The 20,211-nt window shown below is 67.9% G+C and carries 24 protein-coding genes; 6 read left to right on the plus strand and 18 right to left on the minus strand.

The annotated features are described in order from the left end of the window. Positions 1-154, plus strand: a 154-nt coding sequence (locus AC1DNG_RS21465; RefSeq protein ID WP_476888301.1) for an integrase core domain-containing protein, incomplete at its 5' end; no start/stop codon positions are given. On the opposite strand, the gene AC1DNG_RS21470 is transcribed toward AC1DNG_RS21465, so the two are convergent. Both AC1DNG_RS21470 and dapB read right to left on the minus strand, forming a co-directional pair. Then, positions 151-633, minus strand: a complete 483-nt coding sequence (locus tag AC1DNG_RS21470) for a hypothetical protein (RefSeq protein ID WP_223913998.1) — start codon at positions 631-633, stop codon at positions 151-153. The genes AC1DNG_RS21465 and AC1DNG_RS21470 overlap by 4 nt on opposite strands. A 5-nt stretch (positions 634-638) precedes the next feature. Next, positions 639-1,397 carry a 4-hydroxy-tetrahydrodipicolinate reductase gene (dapB, locus tag AC1DNG_RS21475; protein WP_476849447.1) on the minus strand — a complete coding sequence of 253 codons (759 nt, stop codon included), beginning with the start codon at positions 1,395-1,397 and terminating at the stop codon, positions 639-641. A gap of 206 nt (positions 1,398-1,603) precedes the next feature. Here dapB and AC1DNG_RS21480 point away from each other — a divergent pair, with 206 nt between their 5' ends. Both AC1DNG_RS21480 and AC1DNG_RS21485 read left to right on the plus strand, forming a co-directional pair. Continuing rightward, on the plus strand, positions 1,604-1,807 hold the full coding sequence (locus AC1DNG_RS21480) for a helix-turn-helix domain-containing protein (RefSeq protein ID WP_223914000.1): 204 nt from the start codon (positions 1,604-1,606) through the stop codon (positions 1,805-1,807). A gap of 9 nt (positions 1,808-1,816) precedes the next feature. After that, positions 1,817-2,275, plus strand: coding sequence for a Clp protease N-terminal domain-containing protein (locus AC1DNG_RS21485; protein ID WP_476856433.1), 459 nt, complete (start codon positions 1,817-1,819; stop codon positions 2,273-2,275). 34 nt (positions 2,276-2,309) lie between these two features. Here the strand turns inward: AC1DNG_RS21485 and AC1DNG_RS21490 are convergent, their stop codons facing one another. The 7 genes from AC1DNG_RS21490 to AC1DNG_RS21520 are packed head-to-tail and all read right to left on the minus strand — an operon-like array spanning position 2,310 to position 8,952. Then, a complete protein-coding gene (locus AC1DNG_RS21490; RefSeq protein WP_476888292.1) occupies positions 2,310-2,831 on the minus strand; it encodes a molybdenum cofactor biosynthesis protein MoaE in 522 nt (173 codons plus the stop codon). After that, positions 2,821-3,333 (minus strand): MogA/MoaB family molybdenum cofactor biosynthesis protein, encoded by a 513-nt coding sequence (locus AC1DNG_RS21495; RefSeq protein WP_476849444.1) that lies wholly within the window; start codon positions 3,331-3,333, stop codon positions 2,821-2,823. The genes AC1DNG_RS21490 and AC1DNG_RS21495 overlap by 11 nt, the downstream gene beginning before the upstream one ends. Then, the gene (gene moaC, locus AC1DNG_RS21500) at positions 3,330-3,887 is read right to left on the minus strand and encodes a cyclic pyranopterin monophosphate synthase MoaC (RefSeq protein ID WP_476849443.1); all 558 of its coding nucleotides are present in this window, start codon (positions 3,885-3,887) and stop codon (positions 3,330-3,332) included. The genes AC1DNG_RS21495 and moaC overlap by 4 nt, the downstream gene beginning before the upstream one ends. Then, positions 3,884-5,107 carry a molybdopterin molybdotransferase MoeA gene (locus AC1DNG_RS21505; RefSeq protein WP_476872793.1) on the minus strand — a complete coding sequence of 408 codons (1,224 nt, stop codon included), beginning with the start codon at positions 5,105-5,107 and terminating at the stop codon, positions 3,884-3,886. The genes moaC and AC1DNG_RS21505 overlap by 4 nt, the downstream gene beginning before the upstream one ends. A 26-nt stretch (positions 5,108-5,133) precedes the next feature. After that, on the minus strand, positions 5,134-6,852 hold the full coding sequence (locus tag AC1DNG_RS21510; protein ID WP_476888293.1) for a molybdopterin-dependent oxidoreductase: 1,719 nt from the start codon (positions 6,850-6,852) through the stop codon (positions 5,134-5,136). Then, on the minus strand, positions 6,840-8,222 hold the full coding sequence (locus AC1DNG_RS21515) for a sensor histidine kinase (RefSeq protein ID WP_476888294.1): 1,383 nt from the start codon (positions 8,220-8,222) through the stop codon (positions 6,840-6,842). Before AC1DNG_RS21515 ends, AC1DNG_RS21510 begins: the two co-directional genes overlap by 13 nt. Then, positions 8,209-8,952 carry a response regulator transcription factor gene (locus tag AC1DNG_RS21520; RefSeq protein WP_079551342.1) on the minus strand — a complete coding sequence of 248 codons (744 nt, stop codon included), beginning with the start codon at positions 8,950-8,952 and terminating at the stop codon, positions 8,209-8,211. The genes AC1DNG_RS21515 and AC1DNG_RS21520 overlap by 14 nt, the downstream gene beginning before the upstream one ends. A 132-nt stretch (positions 8,953-9,084) precedes the next feature. On the opposite strand from AC1DNG_RS21520, the gene moaA reads away from it, so the two are divergent. The 3 genes from moaA to AC1DNG_RS21535 all read left to right on the plus strand — a co-directional run bounded on the left by moaA (position 9,085) and on the right by AC1DNG_RS21535 (position 10,911). Further along, a complete protein-coding gene (gene moaA / locus AC1DNG_RS21525) occupies positions 9,085-10,224 on the plus strand; it encodes a GTP 3',8-cyclase MoaA (protein WP_476888295.1) in 1,140 nt (379 codons plus the stop codon). 7 nt (positions 10,225-10,231) lie between these two features. Next, positions 10,232-10,498: a MoaD/ThiS family protein gene (locus AC1DNG_RS21530; protein WP_229992995.1), complete on the plus strand. Its 267-nt coding sequence runs from the start codon at positions 10,232-10,234 to the stop codon at positions 10,496-10,498. Between the two features lie 131 nt (positions 10,499-10,629). Continuing rightward, positions 10,630-10,911 (plus strand): hypothetical protein, encoded by a 282-nt coding sequence (locus AC1DNG_RS21535; RefSeq protein WP_476849439.1) that lies wholly within the window; start codon positions 10,630-10,632, stop codon positions 10,909-10,911. A 4-nt stretch (positions 10,912-10,915) separates the two neighbouring features. On the opposite strand, the gene AC1DNG_RS21540 is transcribed toward AC1DNG_RS21535, so the two are convergent. The 9 genes from AC1DNG_RS21540 to AC1DNG_RS21580 all read right to left on the minus strand — a co-directional run. Further along, positions 10,916-11,413 carry a DUF1579 domain-containing protein gene (locus AC1DNG_RS21540; protein ID WP_476888296.1) on the minus strand — a complete coding sequence of 166 codons (498 nt, stop codon included), beginning with the start codon at positions 11,411-11,413 and terminating at the stop codon, positions 10,916-10,918. Positions 11,414-11,470: 57 nt separating this feature from the next. Beyond that, positions 11,471-12,820, minus strand: a complete 1,350-nt coding sequence (locus tag AC1DNG_RS21545) for a M16 family metallopeptidase (protein ID WP_079551351.1) — start codon at positions 12,818-12,820, stop codon at positions 11,471-11,473. Positions 12,821-12,925: 105 nt separating this feature from the next. Beyond that, positions 12,926-15,193 (minus strand): polyribonucleotide nucleotidyltransferase, encoded by a 2,268-nt coding sequence (locus AC1DNG_RS21550; RefSeq protein ID WP_476888297.1) that lies wholly within the window; start codon positions 15,191-15,193, stop codon positions 12,926-12,928. Between the two features lie 247 nt (positions 15,194-15,440). Next, the gene (gene rpsO, locus AC1DNG_RS21555) at positions 15,441-15,710 is read right to left on the minus strand and encodes a 30S ribosomal protein S15 (protein ID WP_018774485.1); all 270 of its coding nucleotides are present in this window, start codon (positions 15,708-15,710) and stop codon (positions 15,441-15,443) included. A 138-nt stretch (positions 15,711-15,848) separates the two neighbouring features. Beyond that, positions 15,849-17,198 carry a kynureninase gene (kynU, locus tag AC1DNG_RS21560; RefSeq protein ID WP_476888298.1) on the minus strand — a complete coding sequence of 450 codons (1,350 nt, stop codon included), beginning with the start codon at positions 17,196-17,198 and terminating at the stop codon, positions 15,849-15,851. Beyond that, positions 17,195-18,049 (minus strand): tryptophan 2,3-dioxygenase, encoded by an 855-nt coding sequence (gene kynA, locus AC1DNG_RS21565; protein WP_223914012.1) that lies wholly within the window; start codon positions 18,047-18,049, stop codon positions 17,195-17,197. Before kynA ends, kynU begins: the two co-directional genes overlap by 4 nt. Before the next feature lie 96 nt (positions 18,050-18,145). Then, a complete protein-coding gene (locus tag AC1DNG_RS21570; RefSeq protein ID WP_476856440.1) occupies positions 18,146-19,129 on the minus strand; it encodes a bifunctional riboflavin kinase/FAD synthetase in 984 nt (327 codons plus the stop codon). Positions 19,130-19,320: 191 nt separating this feature from the next. After that, positions 19,321-19,704 (minus strand): hypothetical protein, encoded by a 384-nt coding sequence (locus tag AC1DNG_RS21575; RefSeq protein WP_476888299.1) that lies wholly within the window; start codon positions 19,702-19,704, stop codon positions 19,321-19,323. Between the two features lie 133 nt (positions 19,705-19,837). Further along, positions 19,838-20,211, minus strand: a 374-nt coding sequence (locus AC1DNG_RS21580; RefSeq protein WP_476888300.1) for an HNH endonuclease, incomplete at its 5' end; no start/stop codon positions are given.

Genomic DNA, 20,211 nt, shown 5'->3' on the forward strand with positions numbered 1-20,211 from the left:
ATGGGCCTTCAAGCGCTTCTACGCCACGGAATCAGCCCGCAGAAACGCCCTCCCGGCATGGCTGCACCACTACAATCACCACAGGCCCCACACCGCAATCGGAGGCCAGCCGCCCATCAGCCGCTTAACCAACCTCCCTGGGCAGTACAGCTAGTTCTTCTGCTCCCCGGCGCGGAACATCCGCACGGCGTCGCGCATTGAGGCGCGGGCGCGCTTGCGGTCGCCGGCAGCATCGTACGCACAGCTGAGCCGGAACCAGGAACGCCAGTCCTCGGGGGCAGCTTCGGCCTCAGCGCGGTACTTCTCAAATTCGGCGTCGGCGGCTTCGCGGATGATCCGGCCGGCGGGCGTGCGCGGCAGAGTGTCCTCCGGCAGGCCCCCCTCGGCTTCGAGGATCTTTGCCAACCGCTCAGTGCGGGCACCAAACAGCAGTTCCCGGATCAGGGCCCAGGCCCCGATGACCGGCAGCACCAGGTAGGCGACGCCGATCGCCTTCGCCACGAGGCTGGGGTCGGACATCAGGAGCACGGAACGTTGAAGGGACACCACCAGGTAAAACACGAGCAGCAGGGTGACGGCCCCCACCCAGATCTTGGTGCGGTTCGCTTTCAGGGCTGTCAAGGCAGCGGACATCTGACTCAGAGTCCCAGGTCCAGGTAGCCGTCGAGTCCCACGGTGAGACCGGGGTGAGCGGCGACGCTGCGGATCCCCAGCAGCACCCCGGGCATGAAGGACGCACGGTCGAAGGAGTCGTGGCGGATGGTCAGCTGCTCCCCCGGCCCGCCCAGCAGGACCTCCTGGTGCGCGACAAGACCGGCCAGCCGGACACTGTGCACCCGGATGCCGTCGACGTCGGTGCCGCGGGCACCGGCGAGTTCCGAGGTGGTGGCGTCCGGGCTGGACGGCACGCCAGCCTCGGAGCGCTCGGCCGAGATCAGCTGTGCCGTGCGCACGGCCGTGCCGGAGGGCGCGTCAACCTTGTCCGGGTGGTGAAGCTCAATAATTTCAACGGATTCGAAGTACTTGGACGCCTTGGCGGCGAAGGCGGAGGCCAGGACGGAGCCGAGGGCGAAGTTCGGGGCGATCAGGACGCCGACGCCGGGCCGGTTGGCGAGGAGTTCTTCCAGCCCCGCGAGCCGGCCGGCATCCCAGCCGGTGGTGCCGACCACGGCGTGCATGCCGTGCTCGACGGCGAAGCGAACGTTCGCCTCGGTGCTTTCGGGGACGGTCAGGTCCACCACGACCTGCGCGCCGGAGCTGACAAGGGAGTCGAGGGGGTCGTTGCGGCCAAGGGCCGCGACGAGCGTCAGGTCCGCGGCGGCGTCGATGGCCTTCACGGCCTCTGCGCCCATGCGCCCGCTGGCGCCCAGCACGGCGACGGAGAGTTGTTCGGTCATGCCATCAACCCTACCGCCGGGGCCGCTGCGTTCCGGAACCGGCGGCGCTTGGTTACAGGGCCGCCGCCGGGGGCGACAGCCTGACCGCCACGCGGCGTGAGCAACGTTCCGCAAGGCCCGGGCCGCCGGCTCGATGGGTCACACGCCGACCCAGGCCTGTCAGGCTGGATTGACGCCCTTATGCCTGTCAATCTAAACTGACAGGCATGGAGACTGATGACCTGTCCGCGCATATTCATTCACTCGACCCCGCCGTCGGTCTGCGGGCGGTCGGCGCCCTCCATCGCCTGGCAGAACAGGTCGAGGCAGCGCAGGTCAGAGCTGCCCGACAGCGGGGATGGACCTGGGAGCAGATCGGCGACGCCCTGGGCGTCTCGCGGCAGTCCGTCCACGCAAAATACCGAGAGTGAGATCAAGCCATGTTTGAACGATTTGCCGACGACACCCGAAAAATCGTTGGCTTCGCCATGGACGAGGCCCGCTGCAGCGGCGACAAGCGGCTGGGCACGGATCATCTGCTGCTGGGGGCGCTCCACGATCCTGCTCCCGCCGCCCTTCTGGGTGTCACGCTCGATCAGGCACGGGCCGCGGCGGCGAGGCTTGACCGCACGGCACTCGCATCAATCGGTATAGATGCCCACGGCTTTGAGCGCGTCCCCATGCCCAGCCGGGGGAAGAAGCCGCCCTTCAGCTCGGGCGCCCGGTCGGTAATGGAAGGCATGCTTCGGTACGCCATGGACCAGAAGTCACGACAAATCACCACCGCGAATCTGCTGCTGTCGCTGCTGGACTGCCAGGAACACGATCCGGCAGCCGTGCTGCTGAAGGAACTGGGGGTCGACCGGGCGGGGGTCCGGCGCAGGGTTATTTCCTCCTGATCCGGAGCCGGCTTCCTGCCGGTCACCACGGCGTCTACTCGCCGGCGCCGACCCACTCCACGCTGCCGTCGGCGAAAAACTGTTCCTTCCAGATCGGCACTTGGGCCTTGATCCGGTCGACGAGTTCTGCACATACGGCGAAGGCCTGGCCGCGGTGGGCCGCCGAGACGGCGCACACCAGAGCCGGATCGCCGATCTCCAGCATGCCGATCCTGTGGGCCGCCCAGATCCGCACCGGCTGCCGCTCGTCCCGCGTGGCGCCGGCGCCGCCGGCGGCGTCCTCCGGAGATCCGCCGGGCGCGGCACTCCCGGCCGGGACCGAGTGCTCCGCCACAAGCCCGGCGACGACGTCGGCCATCACCTGGTGGGCCGTCGGGTGGGCGCTGTAGCTGAGCCGGGAGACCTGCTTGCCGCCGTCGTGGTTGCGGACGACGCCGCTGAAGCTGACCACCGCTCCTGCCGTGTCCGACTCCACCGCCGCGATGGCCTGCTCCACCGAGATGGGTTCGGCGCTCAGCACGGCGTGCACGATTTCAAATCCGGTATTAGTGCCCATGGCTGCCTTCCAGTTGGTCGCAAAGGTGTCCAACGATGGGATCCAGCACGGCCAGACCGTCCATCACGCCTTTCGGGGATCCGGGCAGGTTCACGATGAACGTCTGTCCGGCTGCGCCCGCGTGGCCCCGGCTGAGCATGGCCATCGGAGTCTTGGCCGTTCCGGCGTTCCGGATGCCCTCCATGATGCCGGGGATTTCCCGGTCCAGCAGGGGCAGCGTCTGCTCCGGAGTTGCGTCGGTGGGGCTCAGCCCGGTGCCGCCGCTGGTGATGATGACGGCCGGCTGCTGGCTCAGCAGGGCCCTCAGCGCGGCCCCGACCGGCGCCCCGTCCGGCACCACCATGGCGGGGAACGGCTCGAAGCCGTGTTCGGTGAGCCAATCGATGATCACAGGGCCCGTGAGGTCCTCATAGACACCGGAGGCCGCCCGGGTGGAGGCGATCACGACACCGGCCTTGCGGCCCGTGGCCTCGCCGTGGCGGTGGGGTTCAGGCATGTTCATAGGGTCCAGTCCCCGCTCTTGCCGCCGCTTTTGGCGAGCACCTTGATATCGGTCAGGACCGCGTGCTTGTCCACGGCCTTGATCATGTCGTACACGCTCAGTGCCGCGACCGTCGCCGCAGTCAGGGCTTCCATCTCGACCCCGGTGACGCCGCGTGTCTTGACCGTGGCGAAAATTGTCACGGCGTCGGTGTCGAGCTCAAAGTCGATGGTGACCTTGGCGATCGGCAGCGGGTGGCAGAGCGGGATCAGGTCCGGCGTCTTCTTGGCCGCCATGATCCCGGCGATGCGGGCCACGGCCAGGGCGTCGCCCTTCGGGAGCTCACCGCCGCCGAGGAGGGACAGGACCTCGGCCGTGCTGCGGACGGTCGCGGTGGCCGTGGCTTCCCGGGTGGACTGCGCCTTGTTGGACACATCCACCATCTGGGCCGTGCCGTCGTGGCGGAGGTGGGTCAGGCGGGTGTTGCCCACGGCTCTTTTGTCCGCTTCGCCGTTGCCCGCTTCGCCGTTGTCCGCCGGTGCGGCATCCGCTTCAGGGTTTTCTACATCATTCACAGGATCCATACTTCCACTTCGTCGCCCGCTGCGAGCGCCGCTGTTCCCTCTGGCACGTGGACGAGGGCGTTGGAACGGGCCAAGGCATGGACCAAGTGGGAGCCCGCGCCGCCCTCCAGCCTGACCGTGCCGTCCGGAGCCAGCGTGCCGCGCCGCACCTGGTGCTTGCCCGCCGGGGAGGTCAGCGGTTCGGCGAGGCGCGCGCGGACGGCGGGCCGGGGCGCCGGGGCGCCGAACAGTTCCGTGAGGACCGGGCGCAGGAACATTTCAAAGGACACCAGGCAGCTCACCGGATTGCCCGGGAACCCCAGCACAGGGACGCCATCGAAGCTGCCGATCCCCTGCGGGCCGCCCGGCTGCATCGCCACGGCGCCGAATTCGACGTCGTGTCCGGCCATTGCCTGCCGGACCACCTCGTAGGCACCTTTGCTGACGCCGCCGGTGGTGACGATCAGGTCCGCGGCGGGGGCGTGCCGGCGCAGCAACGCGGCGAGCTCATCCGGCTGGTCCGTGGAGACGCCGGTCCGTGTGACCTGGAGCCCGGCCTGGCGCATGGAGGACTCGAGCAGCGTGCCGTTGGAGTCGAAGATCTTGCCCGGTCCGAGCGGGCTGCCCGGTTCCACCACCTCGTCGCCGGTGGTGACCAGGAGGACCCGGAGGGAGGGACGGACGGGCACCTCCGTGTAGCCCATCGCCGCCAGCAGTCCCAGCTGGCCGGGGCCGAGGAAGGTCCCCGCGCTGAGGGCGAGCTCGCCGGAGCGGATGTCGCTGCCGGCGTCGCGCACGAACGTTCCGGCGGCGGCGGCCGGCAAGTGGACCGTGGCGGGCTCCCCCGGCACCGGGAAGGAATCGGGCACGGCCTGCTCGATGGGAACGACGGCGTCGGCCCCGGCCGGCATCATCGCGCCGGTCATGATCGGGGCGGCCGTGCCGGCGGCCAGTTCCGCCGGTGTGGCTCCGGCCGGGACGGGCGCGACGACACGCAGTTCCCTGCCGCCGTCGGGCACGTCGGCGCTGCGGATCGCGAAGCCGTCCATCTGCGAGTTGGCGAAGGGGGGAAGGTCCAGCGGCGCCAGGATGTCGGCGGCGAGCCCCCGGCCCAGGGCTTCGAGCAGCGGGAGCCGTTCCACCCGCCCCTCGGTGCGCAGGGGGGCCAGCAGGGCCCGCACCTTGTCCCGGTGTGCTTGAACGCTGACATGCCTTGTCTCGGTGCGGTGCATGCGTTTCCTGACCTCTGCTCGGCTCGCTAGGACTTCACGTCAACTCTAACCGTGTGATAACCCGTGGCTCCGTTCGGCGCGACCGGTGCGGATTCCTCGGCCTGCGGCACGCCGTCGAGGGCTGTGGCCCGGACCTGGACCTCATATTGTCCCGGCTCCAGCGGCAAGGCCAGCTTCCACTGGTACCAGGTGTCCTTGGAGATGCCGGGGGCCAGCTCGGCCTGATGCCAGTCGCCGCGGTTGACCCGCAGCTCCACCTTGCCGATGCCCGTGTGCTGGGCCCACGCGACGCCGCCGAAGACAACCGTCCCGCCCTTCACGTTGGCCCCGTCGCGCGGCACGTCAATGCGGGACGATGTCTTGATGGGCCCGCGCTCGCTCCAGCCGCGGGGCGTCCAGTAGGCGACGTCGTCCGCGTACCGGGTCACTTTCAGTTCGGTGACCCACTTCGTGGCGGAGACGTAGCCGTACAGCCCGGGCACGATCATCCGGACGGGGAATCCATGTTCGAGCGGAAGCGGTTCCCCGTTCATGGCGACGGCCAGCAGCGCGTCGCGGTTATCCGTGAGGGCCTCCAGCGGGGTCCCTGCCGTCCAGCCGTCCGTGCTCCGGGAGAGCACCATGTCCGCCCCGGGCTTAGGGCCGGCCATGGCGAGCAGTTCGCGCACCGGCCAGCCGAGCCAGCGGGCATTGCCGATCAGGTCCCCGCCGACCTCGTTGGAGACGCAGGCGATGGTCACGTGCCGTTCCGTCAGGGGTTTGGCCAGGAGAGTGGCGAAGTCGAGCTCGATCTCCCGTTCCACCAGGCCCGTGACTTTCAGCGTCCATTCCGCAGGATCCACCAGCGGGACGCGCAGGGCGGTGTCGATCCGGTAGAAATCCCTGTTCGGCGTCACGAGCGGGCCCAGTCCGTCCAGCCGGATCTCGGCGCCGGCCGGGATGGGCGGCGCGGGAGCGGCGGGCACCGGGAGGACCAGCTTGCTGCGCACGTCGCTGACGACGGCGGCCGCTCCCCTGAGGGTGGAGGCGAGCACACCGGCGACGGCGGCAACCGCGGCTGTCCCGCCCAGCGCCAGCAGGAACCTGCGCCGGGCGGGCCCGGCTTCGTTGGCTGTGGCATCTGCAGGCGCCACGGCAGGGGCGTCCTGCGGAGCCGGCTCAACCGGTGGTGTTTCCGGCGGGCCGGACGCCACCGCCGGTCGCCGGCCGGCATCGGGTTGCCACTCCAACAGTTTCCGGATGAGCCACCGCAACAGCGCGATCCCCACCAGTGCCACCAGCACCGGGACGGGGATGGCGTTGGCGGTCAGGTCGGCCCGGCTCAGCACGGCCACGAGCCCTACCGCGCCGAACACCGCGATGAGAATCACCCCGGCGAAACGGCGCCGCGCTTCGAGGACTCCGGAGAGCGCCGCGAGCGCGGCGATGACCAGTGCCATGCCGCCCAGGAGTGCCACCTTGTCCGCCGTGCCGAACAAGGAAATGGCCCACTCCTTGACGCCCGGCGGGACGGTGTCGATCACGGCCCCGCCGACGGCCGTCACCGGAGACACCGTGGGGCTCACCAGGCTGGCCGTGAGTTCACCGAGGACCACCGCCGTCCCCACGGCCACCAGTCCGGCCCCGGCGGCCCACAGGTCCCGGGACTGCCGCTGCCGGACTCCCGGTTCCGTATGCTGCTGTTCCCTGCCGCCGGTTTCCTTCCCCTGCCCGTCAAAGCTGACGCCGCTGCTCACTGTGCCCATCCCGTCCGGAGTTTTTCCTCTACCGCGTCGCGCGGAATCCTGTTGTGTGCTCCCTCGGCTGTTGCTGCCGGGGCTGCTGCTCCCCCGGCAGCAGGCTCCCCGGCAGAAGTGCCGTGGCTGCCACCCGGCTTCTGGCCGGCGGCTCCCTGGCCGGGGAGCAGCAGCGAGAACCGGCATCCGCCGTCGACGTTCTCCACGGTGACGGTGCCTTGATGGGCGCTGACGATTCCGGCGACAATGCTCAGGCCAAGGCCGGCGCCGCTGTAGCGCATGACGCCTGCCGGCTCATCCGGCCCGGGCGCCCGGAAGCCGTCGCCCGGGGCCGCGCCATCAGGGGCCATTCCGTCCAGTCCGTCGTCCGGGGCGGCCCAACGGCCGGTCTGCCGCCGCGCCGGGTCCTTTTGCCAGCCGGTTTCGAACACATGCGGGAGGTCCGCTTCGGGGATCCCGCCGCAGCCGTCGGTGACTGCGACGACGGCCCGGTCACCGTCCCGGCCGACTTCCACGGTGACCCGGGAGCCGGGTCTGCTGTGGACGATCGCGTTGAGCACGACGTTCCGGATGGCACGCCCCATCGAGGGGCCGTCGGCGAGGGCCAGGCTTTCCCGTTGGCCGCCGCCGTCGAGCGTAATGCCGTGCTGCTCCGCCAGCGCGGCGAGGTCGGCAATGGCGTCGCTGGCGAGGTCGTACAGGTCCAACGGCTCGGCCTTGAGCCGCATAGTTCCGGCATGGATCTTCGACAGTTCCAGGAGGTCGTTGACCATGCCGGCCATGAGGTCGGTCTGCGCGATGAGCTTGCGGTAGTAGGCGGGGACGTCCGCGGCCATCCCGTCTTCCAGGGCCTCGGTCATGGCGCGCATGCTCGCCAGCGGCGTCCGCAGGTCGTGGGAGATCCAGCTGACCAGTTCGCGGCGGGCGTTTTCGACGGCGGCCTCCCGCTGCCGGGAGGCCTCCAGCATCCGGCTGCTGGATTCGAGCTCGGCGGCGAGGGCGGCAAGTTCGTGGCTCATCACCGGGGACTGGATCCCGGGGCTCTCGCCGCGGCCGATGCTCCGGGCAGCCTCGACCAGCGCCTTGGCGTTCCGCGAGACCCTCGCTCCGAGCACGAGCGCGATCGAAACAGCCACGGCGGAAGCCACGGCCAGGACGTACCACATCACTTCGAGGTCCCGGGCCGAGATGAACATCGCGTTGAAGGCGCTGACCATTCCGGCCGTCAGGACCGCCACGGCGGCGAGCACCACCACACAGATCTGGACCGCGAACGAGGCCCGGCGCAGGGATTTCAGGATGAGCAGCGACGCGGCCCCGATCACGGCTCCCCAGGCCAGGGCCCAGCCGATGATGGTCAGGAGTTCAGAGGTCTGCATCGGCGGACTCCTCCTCATCGCTGGGGTCCAGCCGGTAACCCACGCCCCAGACCGTTTTCAGGACGGAGGGGCGGGTGGGGTCGTCCTCGATCTTCTCCCGCAGCCTCCGCACGTGCACCGTGACAGTGGACAGGTCCCCGTAGTCCCAGCCCCAGACGGCTTTCATGAGTTCCTCGCGGCTGAAGACCTGCCGGGGACGGCGGAGCATGAAGGCCAGAAGGTCGAACTCCCTGGCCGTCAGCGCCAGGGGCCTGCCATGGCGGGAGACGGTGCGTGCGGCCGGGTTGAGGTCGAAACCGCCCACTTCGACGGAGGGCTCCGGGCTGAATTCGGGAATGCTCCTGCGCAGGACCGAACGGACCCGCAGTACCAGCTCGCGGGGCGAGAACGGCTTGGTGACGTAGTCGTCAGCGCCGGCTTCCAGGCCGAGGATCCGGTCGTCTTCCGTTCCGAGGGCAGTGAGCATGATGACCGGGACACTGTGTGCGGCACGGAGCCGGCGGCAGACTTCCACACCGTCCAGGCCCGGCAGCATCCGGTCCAGCAGGACGAGGTCCGGGCGGCGTTCGGCCGCAAGGCGCAGGGCCGTGAACCCGTCGGCGGCGAGGACCACCTGGTATCCCGCCTGGACGAGGTAGTCCCGGACCACTCCGGCGATGGTCGGTTCGTCCTCGACGAGGAGGATGCGCCGGTACTCCGTTGCGTCCGGGGCCGGCTGGGTCTTGTTCACGCTTCCAGCATAGGTTCGCGGCCACGGTCCGGGCAGGGCTCCGGACCCCCGCCGGACATCGTTCCCGAATCCGTAATATCCGTGCCGTCATGCGGCTGTGACGTGGGCCGCGAGGTGGCGTAGCCTGACTCTATGACAGTTCAACTGGGTATGCCCCAGCCCCGCGCGGCAGGCAGTCCCGGAGCGGGAGTGCCTGCTGCAGCCGCACTGTCCGGGCGTCCGGAGGGCCTGGTTGCAGGGCTCGTGGATCGCTACGGCCGCCGTGCCACGGACATGCGCCTCTCACTGACGGACAAGTGCAATCTGCGTTGCACCTATTGCATGCCGGCCGAGGGCCTGGAATGGCTGTCCAAGCAGGCGGTGATGTCCGCGGAGGAAATCGTCCGGATCGTGCGGATCGGCGTCGACATGCTCGGCGTGCGTGAACTGCGGCTGACCGGAGGCGAGCCCCTGGTGCGGGCGGACCTGCTGCAGATCATCGCCGCGCTCCGCCAGGGCCACCCCGACCTGCCAATCTCGATGACCACCAACGCCGTCGGCCTGGACAAGAAGGCCGCCGGACTCAAAGCCGCGGGACTGACCAGAATCAACGTCTCGCTGGACTCCCTGCATGAAGAAACCTTTACCAAGCTGACCCGCCGGCCCTTCCTGGACAGGGTCCTCGCCGGCGTCGACGCCGCCTGGGCCGCAGGCCTGGGCCCGGTCAAGCTCAACGCTGTACTCATGCGCGGCATCAACGACGCCGAGTCCCCGGCACTCCTGGCGTGGGCACTGGACCGCGGCTATGAACTGCGCTTCATCGAACAGATGCCGCTCGACGCGGACCACGGCTGGACCCGGCGGAACATGATCACCGCCGCGGAGATCCGGGAACTGCTCTCGGTCGATTACGTGCTCAGTTCCGACCCGCGGGACCGCGACGGCGCCCCGGCGGAACGGTTCGAAGTCCGGGCCCGGGTTCCCGGCACCGACCGCGCCGCCGGCCCTCTGCTCGGCACTGTGGGCATCATCGCCTCCGTCACGGAGCCGTTCTGCTCGGACTGCCGCCGGACGCGCATCACCGCCGAGGGCAAGATCATGAGCTGCCTGTTCTCGCGCGAGGAAGTGGATCTGCTGGGGCTGCTGCGCGAGGGCGCCAGCGACGAACAGCTCGCCGAACGCTGGCAGGATGCCATGTGGATCAAGCCCAAGGCCCACGGCATGGACCATGTGGGCCTCGACGCGCCCGACTTCGTCCAGCCGGACCGCAGCATGAGCGCCATCGGAGGCTGACTTTTTCGTGAATGTACGCTACTTCGCTGCCGCACGCGCTGCCGCCGGCGTGGATGAAGAACGCTACGACCTCGCCGACGGCGACACCCTCGCCTCGCTGCTCGAGGCGATCCTCGCCGTCGAGCGCCCCGAACCGCCGGCCGGTACGCCGCCGCTGGCCCGCATCCTGTCCCGCTCCAGCTTCCTGCTCAACGAAGTTGCCGTGCGGGACCATGCCGCGGCGCTCAAGCCGGCCGACGTCGTCGACGTGCTGCCGCCGTTCGCCGGCGGGTAACCCGGGCACGCCCGGCTCCATAAAGCCGGTATGTCGGGTTCACAAAATCCGGGGTATCGCGTTTAGCTGGCCGGTTCTAGAGTGTGGAATATCCGCCGCGGCGGGCAACAAACACCAACGAGGAGGGCAGCATGTTCACCTTGCAGATCGAGCATAGGATCAAGGATTTCTCCATGTGGAAAGCGGCGTTCGACCGTGATCCGGTGAACCGCGCGGCGTCGGGCGTCACCGCGTACCGCATCAACCAACCCGTGGACGACCCGCACTCTGTGGTCGTTGAACTGGACTTCGAGCAGCGCGGGCAGGCAGAGGCCTTGTTGGCCAATCTTCAGGCGAAGGTCTGGAACTCCGCCGAGGCGGCGCCCGGCCTAGAGGGAACTCCGAAGACCCGGATTCTGCAGGCCGCCTCCTAAGACCTCACGCCGGTACGGCAGCGCCCTCAGCGACGCGGCGGCACACGGTAGTCATGAAGGGCGTGAAATCGCTCGCCCTGCCCAGGCGGAGTCCGGCGGCATGAGTGAGTTCGCCGTCGTCCACCCGGAAGGTGTGCCGTGCGGTCCCGCGGTCACTTCGCCGTTCCACGGTCAAGGTGCCGCCTTCCATGCTGGCGCGCGCGGGTCCCTCGGGCGGCAACCCCAAGCTGTTGACGTGGTACCAGAAGGTCTCCGGATGGTCCGGGTCCGTCGTGAAGACACCGTGGCCTTCGGACCGGGTCCCGTCCGCATCCGTGTGCCGGTAGCTCTGGGTGACGGCAAGCCCGGCTGCTGCCCGGGAAAAGATAATCTCGGTGTCCGCGGTGCGCGCCGGACCCCACGCGGTTGCCTCCCAGTGCGTGGTCCCCGTCCAATGGCCCAGGAAAGCCTCAAGCGCCTCGCATGCACTGCCTGGCAGCGGCCGGTCCACAGTTTCTCCCATATGGAGTTCCTCCCGAGTGACCCCGCCACCATCATGGCGCCGCGCCAGTTGGAATGTCTAGGCCAGGAGTCCGAACGTCTCGGTTTCCTCGAACGGCCCGACCACCGTGACGGTCCGCGGGGCTGCCGCGAGCTCACGGGCGAGCTCCTGGACCTCCGCGGCTGTGACGGCCTTGATCTGGCGGAGGGTCTCATCGATGTCCTGGTACTCGCCGGACACCAGTTCCGCGCGGCCCAGCCGGGACATCCGGGAACCGGTGTCCTCCAGCGCCAGCACGATTCCGCCGCACAGCTGCCCCTCCGCCTTGCGCAGCTCCTCGTCTGAGATGCCGTCGGCAGCCAGCTTGTCCAGTTCGGCGCCCAGCAGATCAATGACCTGGCGGACCTTCGACGGGGTGCATCCGGCGTACATGCCGAAATAGCCGGCATCGGCGTAGGAGGAGGCGAAAGAGTAGGTCGAGTAGACGAGTCCGCGCTTTTCCCGGACCTCCTGGAAGAGGCGGGAGGACATTCCGCCGCCGAGGACGGCGTTGAGCACACTCATCACAAAGCGGCGGCCGTCGGTGGCGACCAGCGACGGGCAACCCATAATGATGTTGGCCTGCTCCACCTGCCTCTTGACCACATGCAGGCCGGCCGTGCCGGTGATCGATGCACGTTCGGTGGAGCGGCGCTGCACGGGGGCGGCCGCGGCCTCAAGGTTCCAGCCGGCGGAGTGCAGGGCATCCACCACGAGCCCGCAGACGACGTCGTGGTCCAGGCCGCCGGCCGCGGTGACCACGAGCTCGTCGGGACGGTAGTAGCGGCGGTAGTGGTCCCACACCGAGTCGCGTGCCACGGCCCGGATGGCTGCCGGCGTGCCGCCGATGGGGCGGCCCAGCGGGTGCGTTCCCAGCACGGCGGCCACGAAGTTCTCGTGCGCGACGTCGGTGGGATCGTCGCTGTCCATGGCGATTTCCTCGAGGATGACGTCCCGCTCCTGCTCCATCTCCTGCGGGTCCAGGACCGCGCCGGTGATCATGTCCGCGATGACGTCGATCGCCATGGGAAGGTCCGTGTCCAGCACGCGGGCGAAGTAGCAGGTGCTTTCCTTCGCGGTGGCCGCATTGGATTCCCCGCCGACCTCGTCGAAGGCCGAGGCGATCTCCAGCGCGGTGCGGCGCTTGGTGCCCTTGAAGAGCAGGTGCTCCAGGAAGTGCGTGGAACCGTGCTGGCCGGGAGCCTCGTCGCGGGAGCCGACGCCGACCCAGAAACCGATCGTGGCAGAGCGTTGGCCGGGCATCGCTTCGGTGAGGACGCGGACGCCGCCGGGCAGGACCGAGCGTCGCACCTCGGAGCCGCCGTCGGCGCCGTGGATCAGGGTGTCAGCGTGCTGGTTCTGCTCTAGCGGCAGGGGGACGACAGTCATCAAGGCCTTTCATTGAACACATGCCAAATCTGCCTGCCATCCTACCTTTAACAGCAGCGGGGCCGGTGGTTGATCCACCGGCCCCGCTTTTTGACTCAGGAGAGACTACTCCGCGGCGTCCGCGGAGACCTCGGCGTTGTCAGCGTTTTCCGTGTTTCCTGCATTTTCGGAGCCAGCCTCCTCAGCCACTACGGGCGAGAGGGACAGCTTTCCGCGATCGTCGATCTTGGTGATTTCCACCTGGATCTTCTGGCCCACGGAGACGACGTCGTCGACGTTGTCCACGCGCTTGCCGCCGGCGATCTTGCGCAGCTCGGAGATGTGCAGGAGGCCGTCCTTGCCCGGGGTCAGGGAAACGAAGGCGCCGAAGGTGGTGGTCTTGACGACCGTGCCCAGGTAGCGCTCACCGATTTCCGGGATCTGCGGGTTGGCGATGGCGTTGATCGCGGACCGTGCTGCGTCGGCAGACGGGCCGTTGGTGGCGCCAATGTAGACAGTTCCGTCGTCCTCGATCGAGATGTCGGCTCCGGTGTCTTCCTGGATCTGGTTGATCATCTTGCCCTTCGGGCCGATGACCTCGCCGATCTTGTCAACCGGGATCTTGACCGCGATGACGCGCGGCGCGAACTCGGAGAGCTCGTCCGGGGTGTCGATCGCGGAGTTCAGGACGTCCAGGATGTGCAGACGGGCTTCGCGGGCCTGCTTCAGGGCGGCGGCCAGGACCGAGGCCGGGATGCCGTCGAGCTTCGTGTCCAGCTGGATGGCCGTGACGAACTCGGAGGTACCGGCAACCTTGAAGTCCATGTCACCGAAGGCATCTTCGGCGCCGAGGATATCGGTCAGGGCGGCGTAACGGGTCTGGCCGTCGACCTGGTCGGAAACCAGGCCCATGGCGATACCGGCAACAGCAGCCTTCAGCGGCACGCCTGCGTTCAGCAGGGACAGCGTGGAGGCGCAGACGGAACCCATCGACGTCGAACCGTTGGAGCTGAGAGCCTCAGACACCTGGCGGATGGCGTAGGGGAATTCCTCGCGGGACGGCAGCACCGGCATGATGGCGCGCTCTGCGAGGGCACCGTGGCCGATTTCGCGGCGCTTCGGGGAGCCGACGCGGCCGGTCTCGCCGGTGGAGTACGGCGGGAAGTTGTAGTTGTGCATGTAGCGCTTGCGCGTCACGGGAGACAGCGAGTCGATCTGCTGTTCCATCTTGAGCATGTTCAGCGTGGTGACACCCATGATCTGGGTCTCGCCGCGTTCGAAGATGGCCGAGCCGTGGACGCGGGGCAGAACCTCAACCTCGGCGGTGAGCTGGCGGATGTCCGTCAGGCCGCGGCCGTCGATGCGGATCTGGTCCTTGAGGATACGCTGGCGCACAACCTGCTTGGTGACGGAGCGGAAGGCTGCGGACAGTTCCTTCTCGCGGCCTTCGAACTGGCCGGCCAGGGAAGAGGTGACCTCATCCTTGAGCTCGTCGGACGCGGTGTCGCGTTCCTGCTTGTCGGCGATCTGGAAGACAGCGGCCAGCTTCTCGGCGGCAGCGGACTCCACAGCGGCGTAGACGTCGTCCTGGTAGTCCAGGAAGACCGGGAACTCGACGGTCGGCTTGGCGGCGCGGGCTGCCAGGTCGGACTGTGCTTCGCAAAGGGCCTTGATGAACGGCTTGGCAGCCTCGAGGCCCTCGGAGACAACCTCTTCGGTCGGGGCGGTGGCGCCCTGTTCCTTGATGAGGTTCCAGGAGTTGTCGGTGGCTTCGGCTTCAACCATCATGATGGCGACGTCGTCACCGGCGATGCGGCCGGCGACGACCATGTTGAAGACGGCGTTCTCGAGCTGGGAGTGCTTCGGGAACGCAACCCACTGCGAGCCGTGCTCGTCGGCAACGAGGGCAACGCGGACGCCGCCGATCGGGCCGGAGAAGGGCAGGCCGGAAAGCTGGGTGGACATCGAGGACGCGTTGATCGCGACGACGTCGTAGAGCTCGTCCGGGTTGATGGACAGCACGGTGACGACGATCTGGACCTCGTTGCGCAGACCCTTGACGAACGCGGGGCGCAGCGGGCGGTCCATGAGGCGGCAGGCCAGGATGGCTTCCGTGGAGGGACGGCCTTCGCGGCGGAAGAACGAGCCCGGGATGCGGCCGGCGGCGTACATACGCTCTTCGACGTCGACGGTCAGCGGGAAGAAGTCGAAACCTTCACGCGGGTGCTTGCCGGCGGTGGTTGCGGACAGCAGCGCGGTCTCTTCATCGATGTAGACCATCGCTGCGCCGGCTGCCTGCTTGGCAAGGCGGCCGGTTTCAAAGCGGATTACACGCTTGCCGAAGCGGCCATTGTCAATGATTGCTTCTGAGAACTGGATTTCGGGACCCTCCATAGAGAGTCACCTCCGTTTCTTGGTTCACGGAGCCCAGCCGCATCAACCCAGCCCAGCATCTGTCTACTGGCCTGCACTGCACCCGGTCATCGATCGAGACCCACGGGCCGGGCCTCATTCCTTGAGGCCGTTCCCGGGGATCACTACCGAGGACCGCGAATGCGTGATGCGGTTGATCCTCCTGTTTAGTTTTTTCCTGAAGAAGGCGGCCCTTTCCGGTCCGGAAGGGGCCGCCCCTTAAAGCTGACTAGCGACGCAGGCCGAGGCGCTCGATGAGCTTACGGTAGCGTGTGATGTCAGTGTTCTTGAGGTAGGTGAGCATGCGCTTGCGACGACCAACCATGGCCAGCAGACCGCGCTGGGTGTGGTAATCGTGCTTGTGCTCCTTCATGTGCTCAGTGAGATCCTTGATCCGCTGAGTCAGGACTGCAACCTGGACCTCCGGCGAACCGGTGTCGCCCTCGGACGTTGCGAAATCCTTGATGATGGACTGCTTTACAGCGGCTTCAAGTGCCACAATAACTCCTAGAGATGTGCCGTGAGGCCCGAATCAGTAATTCACTGCCGGGGGTGCCGTCCCGGAATCCCCCGCCGAAGCCGGGCATTCCGTACACAACAGGAGCCAGCCGCCACGGACTGCAGCCGGATCCAACGTTCAGTTTAGTGGCACGTCCGCGGTCTTGTCGAAACCGCCGGGCGCGGCCGCCGACTCTGCCGGCGCGCCAGCTGCCTGCGGCGGTTGCGGTTTTCCACTTTCCTGGGCTGCGAGCAGTTCGCGAATAGCGGCGACACCCCGGTAAAGCTCCGCGAAGGATGTGCTGAGCGGCGACAGCCCGATCCTGATGCCCTGCGGGGCGCGGAAATCGGGAATCACGTCCTGGTCCCACAATGTGGCCGTCATTTCCCGGAAGGCCGGGTGGTCGATCGTCACGTGGCTGCCGCGCAGTTCCGCCGCCCGCGGGGTGGACAGCTGCACGCCGGCCGGCGCCAGCCAGGCGTCGTAAAGTTCGAGGGCATAAGCGGTCAGCACCCGTGACTTCTCCCGCAGTGACGCCATCCCAGCTTCCTCGATCAGGTCCAGGGTGCCGCGCATGGCGAGCATCCCGAAGATCGCCGGAGTGCCGCTAAGGAAGCCGCGGATGCCGGGGGCGGCCTCGTAGCCGGGACCCATTTCGAACGCGTCCTTGCGCCCCATCCAGCCCCAGATGGGCTGCTGCAGCCCGGCCAGGTGCCGTGCGTTGATGTAGGCGAACGCGGGCGAGCCCGGTCCCCCGTTCAGATATTTGTAGGTGCAGCCTGCCGCGAAGTCGACGTCGGCGTCGTCCAAAGCGATCTCCACAGACCCGGCGGAGTGGCACAGGTCCCACACCACCAGGGCGCCGGCGTCGTGGATTGCCGCGGTGATGCCCGGCAGGTCCGCGAGGAAGCCGGAGCGGTAGGCGATCTGGCTCAGAACCACGACGGCGGTGGCCGGGCCGGTGGCGTCCCGCACCTGCTCGACGGTGACGCCGGAGGCGGGATCGGCGTCGATCCAGCGCAGGGTCAGGCCTTCTTCACGGGCGATTCCCTCCACCAGGTAACGGTCGGTGGGGAAATTATCCGTGTCCAGGACGATCTCGGTCCGGGCCGGATCGGTGACGGCTGCCAGCGCGGCGCGGATGAGCTTGTACAGCACCACGGTGGTGGAATCGGCAATGATCGTCTGCCCCGGCGCCGCGCCGAGCACGGCGCGGCCGAGTTGGTCGCCGATCTTCTGGGGCAGTTCGAGCCATTCCTCGTCCCAGCCCCGGATCAGGCGGCCGCCCCAGCTGTCCTGGATGAAGCTGCTGATGTCGGTGACGGTCCGCTTGAGCGGACGGCCCAGGGAGTTGCCGTCAAGGTAGGACAGGGCCGTGTCCGTGCCGACGAAGTGGTCGCGGTAGCCGGCCAGCGGGTCCGCGGCGTCGAGGTCGAGGGCGCGCTGCCACAGGCTGTCCGTCGCGTCGGTGTTGGCGGAGATGCTCACTGGCCGATCTCCGTCCGCACAGCGAAGAGTTCGGGGAAGAAGGTCAGTTCGAGGGCCTTCTGCAGGAACGCGGCGCCGCTGGATCCGCCGGTGCCGGCCTTCATGCCGATGGTCCGCTGGACGGTGCGCAGGTGGCGGAAACGCCACAGCTGGAAGTTGTCCTCAAGGTCCACAAGTTCCTCGCAGGCCTCGTATGCGCCCCAGTTGTCGGCGGCGTTCTCGTAGATGTACTTGAACACCGGGACCAGTTCGGGGCAGAACTCGTGGGCCTTGGTGACGTCGCGCTCCAGCAGGGAGGCAGGGACGTCGAAGCCCTGGCGCTTGAGATAGGCGAGGAAATCGTCGTAGATGCTGGGGGCTTCGAGCAGTTCGCGCAGCATCTCGTGGGCCTCGGGGTCCGATTCGAACACCGGAAGCATCTTGGCGTTCTTGTTGCCGAGGAGGAACTCCACCGCACGGTACTGGCTGGACTGGAATCCGGAAGAGTTGCCGAGGAAGCCGCGGAACTGGGAGTACTCGGTGGGCGTCAGGGTGGCCAGCACGGACCATTGCTCGGTGAGCGTCTTCTGAATGTGCTTGACGCGGGCGATCGCCTTCAGGGCGGACCCGAGGTCGTCCGACCGCAGCCACGCGGCGGCGCTGCGAAGCTCGTGCAATACCAGCTTCAGCCACAGCTCCGTGGTCTGGTGCTGGATGATGAACAGCATCTCGTCGTGGTGTTCCGGGGTGCTGACCGGCTGCTGGGCGCTGAGCAGGGTGGGCAACTGCAGGTAGGACGCGTAGCTCATCCGCGCACTGAAATCCCGGACAATGTCCTGGTCCAGTTCCCTCGTGTTTTTCTCGATGGTCACGTGTCTTGCCTTCCTTGCCAAGTGGCTGTGAATCAGCGCGGCTCCAGTGAACCAGAACATTGTCAGCGCGGGGCCGACGCCGATCCGGCCCGGTTCTTAGCGGGCGAACAGGAGGTCGTGGGCCTGGACGACGTCCAGGCGCATCTGCTCCACCAAAGCTTCAGCCCCACGGTACGCCACCATGCCGCGGAGCCTGGCGACAAATTCCACCACAACTGTCTGGTCGTACAGATCGAAGTCATCTGGAGACTCTTCCGGGCGGTCGATCACGTGGGCCTCGACCTGACGGCTCACGCCGTCGAACGTCGGGTTCGAGCCTACGGAGATGGCGGCGGGCCAGCGCGTGCCTGCCTGGTCCACGAGCCAGCCGGCGTAGATGCCGTCCGCGGGGATGTACCCGGTGGCCGTCGAGGAGAGGTTCGCGGTGGGGAACCCGAGGTCGCGGCCGCGTGCGGCCCCGTGCACCACCTCGCCGCGCATCCGGTGCGGCCTGCCGAGGACGGCAGCGGCGGTGGCGACGTCGCCCGCGCGCAGGGCCTCGCGCACCCACGTGGACGAACAGCGGCGGTCCGTGCCGTCGTCGTCGTGGATGGGAAAGCCCTCTGAGCCGAATTCGCTGATGACCTGCACCTCGAACCCGAGCTTCTTGCCCAGCTCCTGCATGGTGGCGAGGTCGCCGGAATTGCCGCGGCCAAACCGGGCGTCGTGGCCGATCACCACGTGGCTGGCCTTGAGGCTGTCGACCAGCACTGTCGCGACGAATTCCTCGGGGGTGAGGCTGGCGAGCTCCATCGAGTACTTCATCACCAGCACGGCGTCGAGGCCGAGCTCTCCGAGGGCCACGAGCTTGTCCTCCAGCCCCATGATCAGTTCGGGAGCCGATTCCGGACGGTGTACCTGCGCGGGGTGCGGGTCGAAGGTGATGGCGACGGCGCGTGCGTGCTTCAACCGGGCGGTACGGATGAGCTGCGACAGCACCTGCTGGTGGCCGCGGTGCACGCCGTCGAAATTGCCGAACGTGACAACCGAAGGACCAAAGTCCGCCGGGACCTCGGACAGATCGTTCCAGATGTGGACCATCAACCTCGCCTTTTGCTGCCTGCCATGAACTGCTCCGGAGCGACCGTGCCGGCTCCGGAACTCTCTTAGATTACCCGCAATCCGGGCAACTCCCGGACGGTCCGCCGGGCTCCGGGGGCATCCCCGTAAAGGCCACGCCGGAGGGACCACGGTTAATCGGCGGCAGGGCGAAGGTGTGAGGCGGGCGCGCACTATCGCCCGAGCAAAAGCCGCCGCTCGCTGTCGCGCACCGTCTGTTTCCGCCAATTCCGCCAATGCAGCAGCACTGCGACGAGGATGAGGGGGACGTGGAGCCCGGGCAGGATATTCGCTAACCACCGCGGCAGGTAGATGTCCGTTACGGAGCCCGAGCCGTCGCCAAGATTTTTCGCGACGACAGTCAACGGGCATTGGAAGCCGGTGCCCGCAAAAATCAGCGATTCGCTGGCGACCACGACGGCGGCAGCCCTCGTCTTCCGGTCATTGCGGCCCGTGATGCCGGCGTACAGGACGTAGGCCATGGAGGCCTCGATCACGAGCCAGGCAAGGGTGTGGAGCGTCTTCACTACCCGCAGCATCAGACTGCGCTGGTCCATGCCTCCACCCTAGGCCCGCCGTGGCACGCAGGCTTGGGACTTTCGGCCCGGTGCAGGGAGCCCGGCGACGGAGGGCGCGGTTTCGGGGGTCCCACCGAGTCAGTCGAGGCGAGCGTCAGTCCAGGCGCGGGGGTCACTCCAGGCGGAAGTAGGTGTTCCGGCGGGGTGTCCGGGCGGGGTCGAGGTGGGGTGGTGGGGTGAACCAGGGGATGCCGGTGCGCATCTGGATGCTCCAGTGTTCCTTGTGGATCAGATGGTGGTGATGGGAGCAGAGCAGGGTGCCGTTGCCGGTTCCGGTGGTTCCGGCGCGGGACCAGTAGGTGATGTGGTGGGCCTCGCACCAGGGGGCCGGGATCGCGCATTGCGGGAAGGCGCAGCCCCGGTCCCGGGCCGTGATGGCCTTGCGGATGTGGGGCGGGAAGATGCGGGAGGCGCGGCCGATGTCCAGGACCTGGCCCTCGCCGCCGAGGACGACCGGGATGATGTCCGCGTCGCAGGCGAGCTTGC

Source organism: Arthrobacter sp. 01T425 (assembly GCF_056398725.1).

Coding starts and splice junctions, on each gene's coding strand:
- AC1DNG_RS21550 (WP_476888297.1), bottom strand. CDS start 15,193: ATGGAGGGTCCCGAAATCCAGTTCTCAGAAGCAATCATTGACAATGGC.
- AC1DNG_RS21535 (WP_476849439.1), top strand. CDS start 10,630: ATGTTCACCTTGCAGATCGAGCATAGGATCAAGGATTTCTCCATGTGG.
- AC1DNG_RS21575 (WP_476888299.1), bottom strand. CDS start 19,704: ATGGACCAGCGCAGTCTGATGCTGCGGGTAGTGAAGACGCTCCACACC.
- AC1DNG_RS21570 (WP_476856440.1), bottom strand. CDS start 19,129: ATGGTCCACATCTGGAACGATCTGTCCGAGGTCCCGGCGGACTTTGGT.
- AC1DNG_RS21480 (WP_223914000.1), top strand. CDS start 1,604: ATGGAGACTGATGACCTGTCCGCGCATATTCATTCACTCGACCCCGCC.
- dapB (WP_476849447.1), bottom strand. CDS start 1,397: ATGACCGAACAACTCTCCGTCGCCGTGCTGGGCGCCAGCGGGCGCATG.
- AC1DNG_RS21545 (WP_079551351.1), bottom strand. CDS start 12,820: ATGACTGTCGTCCCCCTGCCGCTAGAGCAGAACCAGCACGCTGACACC.
- moaA (WP_476888295.1), top strand. CDS start 9,085: ATGACAGTTCAACTGGGTATGCCCCAGCCCCGCGCGGCAGGCAGTCCC.
- AC1DNG_RS21510 (WP_476888293.1), bottom strand. CDS start 6,852: ATGGGCACAGTGAGCAGCGGCGTCAGCTTTGACGGGCAGGGGAAGGAA.
- AC1DNG_RS21495 (WP_476849444.1), bottom strand. CDS start 3,333: ATGAACATGCCTGAACCCCACCGCCACGGCGAGGCCACGGGCCGCAAG.
- AC1DNG_RS21490 (WP_476888292.1), bottom strand. CDS start 2,831: ATGGGCACTAATACCGGATTTGAAATCGTGCACGCCGTGCTGAGCGCC.
- AC1DNG_RS21515 (WP_476888294.1), bottom strand. CDS start 8,222: ATGCAGACCTCTGAACTCCTGACCATCATCGGCTGGGCCCTGGCCTGG.
- AC1DNG_RS21470 (WP_223913998.1), bottom strand. CDS start 633: ATGTCCGCTGCCTTGACAGCCCTGAAAGCGAACCGCACCAAGATCTGG.
- AC1DNG_RS21540 (WP_476888296.1), bottom strand. CDS start 11,413: ATGGGAGAAACTGTGGACCGGCCGCTGCCAGGCAGTGCATGCGAGGCG.
- AC1DNG_RS21485 (WP_476856433.1), top strand. CDS start 1,817: ATGTTTGAACGATTTGCCGACGACACCCGAAAAATCGTTGGCTTCGCC.
- AC1DNG_RS21505 (WP_476872793.1), bottom strand. CDS start 5,107: ATGCACCGCACCGAGACAAGGCATGTCAGCGTTCAAGCACACCGGGAC.